Source organism: Paraburkholderia sp. BR10872 (genome assembly GCF_040965835.1).
In the GTDB taxonomy this organism is placed as follows: domain Bacteria; phylum Pseudomonadota; class Gammaproteobacteria; order Burkholderiales; family Burkholderiaceae; genus Paraburkholderia; species Paraburkholderia nodosa_A.
Genome location: NZ_JBFRCN010000120.1, coordinates 1 through 2,968, shown reverse-complemented (window position 1 = coordinate 2,968; position 2,968 = coordinate 1). Strand labels below are relative to the sequence as shown.

Below are 2,968 nucleotides of genomic sequence, written 5' to 3'. Positions count from 1 at the left end.
AACGCCGCTGAGTGCGTGCGTCGGGTTCGTTTCGTCATTTCCTCGGTTCCTTTGCCTGCATTATCGCTGGCTCAGGCCCCGGCCGTTCCACTTATCCCGCTGTCTGATTTTGCGCGGCCACCTCTGTGTTAGCCATGGTTATGCCTCTTCTGCGGCCGGTTTGTTCGCCGCGCGTTTTTCGACGAAGCGTTCGAGGACCAGGTAATGGGTAGGCAGGATATAGAGCGTGAGCAGCGTCGCGATCCCGAGGCCGCCGATGACGACTGTCGCAAGACCCCGCTGGACGTCGGTGCCCACCCCGGTGGCGAGCGCAGCCGGCAGCATGCCCACCGTCGCGACCGGCGCGGTCATCAGCACGGGCCGGAACTGTTCGAGCGCCCCGGTCGTCACGCGTTTCGCGTAGTGGCAGGCCCTTGCCCGCGCAACCGGTTGATGTTCGACACCATGATGATCCCGTTCTGCACCGCGACCCCGAACAGTGCGATGAACCCCACAGCGGTCGCGATATTCAGCGTCTCGCCGCGGATGTTCAGTGCGACGAGGCCACCGAGCGTCGCGAGCGGCACGACGCCGAGCACCAGCAGCGCCTGGCGCGAATTGCCGAAGTTCGCGATCAACAGCGTGAGCATCATGCCCATCACGATCAGGAATGAAACCGCGAGACGCTTCCGCGCGCGCTGCTCGTTCTCGAATGTACCCGCCCCATTCGAGGTGGTACTTCTCGTGGTCGAAGTGAACGTTCGCATCGATCTTCCGCTACGCTTCGGCGAGGTAGTCCGACAGCGCGCGGTCGCGGTTGTCGACGCGGATCGTGACCTCGCGTTTGCCGAACTCGTGCGTGATCGTGCTTTCGCCCATCTGCAGCGAGATCTTCGCGACATCACCGAGAGGGACCTTTGCGCCAGACGTCGACGGCAGCGTCAGTTGCTCGAGTGCTCCCCGGTTCGTCACCGAGGCGTTCGGCACGTGCAGTGTCAGGTTGTAGATACCGGAATGGCGGCCGCTATAGCGTCGGCCGGTATCCGCGCGACCTTTATTCTGCACTCCTAATTATCAACAACGACCGGATTGACCAGAACACGGCCAGCCTGCTACTTGCGCAGCGCCCGTCATTATCAATAGAGGCATGACATGAGCGTACCTGTCGCATCTTCCTTCCCTGACTATGCACGCGGTGGTGCCCCCCGTATCCGATGCGCAACAGCCATTGCGCGACCGGTTGATCGCAGCCGGCCTGCTCGTCGACACCGGCGAAAACGGCCTCTATGGACACAACCATATCTACGAAGGCATCGTCGAACGCCTGACTTGGCTGATATCCAGCATGGCTGCGGACCAGCATCCGGAAGTTCTGCGCTTCCCGCTAGCGGTGCCACGCAAGGACTTCGAAGACAGCGAATACTTGAAGAACTTTCCGCACCTCGCCGGCACGATTCACGCGTTCTGCGGTGATGAGCGAGTGACCACCGGCGTCTGTTGCGGGCGCTCAACGACGTGCCATCCGATCCCGGCGACGAGCGAAGCGACGCCTGGCTAGCCCAGCAAAAGCCAACGCGCGCTGTGCTCACACCCGCTGCGCGCTATCCGGTCTATCCGGTCATCGCGCGACGCGGCCCGCTACCAGAAAATGCGCTCACTATAGATGTGCTGTCGTATTGCTTCCGTCACGAATCTTCTCTGGACCCGACGCGCATGCAAATGTTCAGAATGCGCGAGTATGTGCGGATTGGCTCGCCAGAAGATGTTCAGGTTTTTCGCACGACGTGGATCGAACGCGGCCATGCACTTACAGGTATGTTACGCCTGCCCGCCGAATTCGACGTCGCGAACGACCCATTCTTCGGCCGCGGCGGCAAGATCGTCGCGGACAGTCAGCGCGCGCAGCAGTTGAAATTCGAACTGCTGATCCCGGTAACGGACCCGCAGCGCAAAACCGCCTGCCTGTCGTTCAACTATCACATGGACCACTTCGGTCGGATATGGAAACTGCGTTGCGCGAATGGCGCCATCGCGCACTCGGCCTGCATCGCATTCGGAATGGAGCGGCTCGCACTTGCGCTGTTGTATCATCACGGGTGCGACGTCGATGCATGGCCCGACGACGTGCGTCAACTACTCTGGGGCGATAGTCACGAGCGCATTGCCGCTAAACTAGAATGCTGGCGACAGCCGGCTGACGCACCCGGAAGTGATGTCAACGGCGACGAAAAACAACGAATCTATTGATGACGCGGAGGCGCTCATCCTGCGGGCAGGTCACGATGATGAAAGCGTCCAGGATGTTCCAGGATCGCCTTCACGCTTGTGGCCGCCGGCGATTTTCGATGACCGAAATTTGTCGGCGAGGACGAATTCGCTCTCTCACAGTCGCCGGTTCCGTGCGGCCGGTCTAATCATGCGCTATTTGTAGGGAATCCAACATCATTGTTCGATAGCCGACGCAGGTGCGCGACGCAATTTGACTGACGCCAATGCGTCATTAGCGTCTGTACTGGCGGTTCCGGGCGTTTGCGCCCCACATGACCTGGAAGGTGCTTGGAGACGAATCGCGCGCAGTGAAAGTGCGGTTCATGGTTGCCTGCCGACAGTGGCGCGAGTCGCAGGACTGAAACCCTGGTAACTTTTCGGAAAGGATCAGGTCTTGTCCAAAATGAAGAAGGTGCTGTGTAACGGTGTGCTGATTGCTATGCTAATCGGGGTGGCGGAAAATGCCGCCGCCGCGCTGGAACATGAGTGCGTTCCGGTCGACGCGTTTAGTGCTGTCTTCTGCTCAATCATTGGGGACGGCGATAAAGGAGAGGCTTTCCGCAGCAAGAAAGTGAGTTACTGCAGTGGCCCCACCTAGTATTCTGTCCCATAAATAACTTTACGTAAATTCAGATTGTTCTATGATCGAATTCACGGCGTGTTGGAGGCGATCATGGGACGTAAAGGAATCGAGGTTGTCGTGTCGGAACTGGAGCGAGAA

General features: G+C 59.4%; 4 protein-coding genes and 2 pseudogenes. 3 read left to right on the top strand and 3 right to left on the bottom strand.

From position 1 onward, the window contains the following. Positions 1-138: 138 nt before the first annotated feature. The 3 genes from AB4Y43_RS40195 to AB4Y43_RS40185 are packed head-to-tail and all read right to left on the bottom strand — an operon-like array spanning position 139 to position 1,044. Positions 139-390 carry an efflux RND transporter permease subunit gene (locus tag AB4Y43_RS40195; RefSeq protein WP_069269210.1) on the bottom strand — a complete coding sequence of 84 codons (252 nt, stop codon included), beginning with the start codon at positions 388-390 and terminating at the stop codon, positions 139-141. Continuing rightward, a complete protein-coding gene (locus AB4Y43_RS40190) occupies positions 387-746 on the bottom strand; it encodes an efflux RND transporter permease subunit (RefSeq protein WP_368618933.1) in 360 nt (119 codons plus the stop codon). The genes AB4Y43_RS40195 and AB4Y43_RS40190 overlap by 4 nt, the downstream gene beginning before the upstream one ends. A 10-nt stretch (positions 747-756) precedes the next feature. Further along, the gene (locus AB4Y43_RS40185; RefSeq protein WP_368619016.1) at positions 757-1,044 is read right to left on the bottom strand and encodes a hypothetical protein; all 288 of its coding nucleotides are present in this window, start codon (positions 1,042-1,044) and stop codon (positions 757-759) included. Here AB4Y43_RS40185 and AB4Y43_RS40180 point away from each other — a divergent pair. The 3 genes and pseudogenes from AB4Y43_RS40180 to AB4Y43_RS40170 all read left to right on the top strand — a co-directional run. After that, positions 987-1,130, top strand: a pseudogene (locus AB4Y43_RS40180) (acyl-CoA dehydrogenase); the annotation flags it as partial. The gene AB4Y43_RS40185 and the pseudogene AB4Y43_RS40180 sit on opposite strands and share 58 nt — an antisense overlap. Positions 1,131-1,165: 35 nt before the next feature. Further along, a pseudogene (locus AB4Y43_RS40175) lies at positions 1,166-2,226 on the top strand (amino acid--[acyl-carrier-protein] ligase). Between the two features lie 415 nt (positions 2,227-2,641). Next, complete coding sequence (locus tag AB4Y43_RS40170; protein ID WP_141710944.1) at positions 2,642-2,845, top strand: hypothetical protein; 204 nt, start codon at positions 2,642-2,644, stop codon at positions 2,843-2,845. Positions 2,846-2,968 lie beyond the last annotated feature (123 nt).

What these genes read in the sequence shown, in the direction of transcription:
- AB4Y43_RS40190 (WP_368618933.1), bottom strand. Translation starts at nt 746, where the DNA reads ATGCGAACGTTCACTTCGACCACGAGAAGTACCACCTCGAATGGGGCG.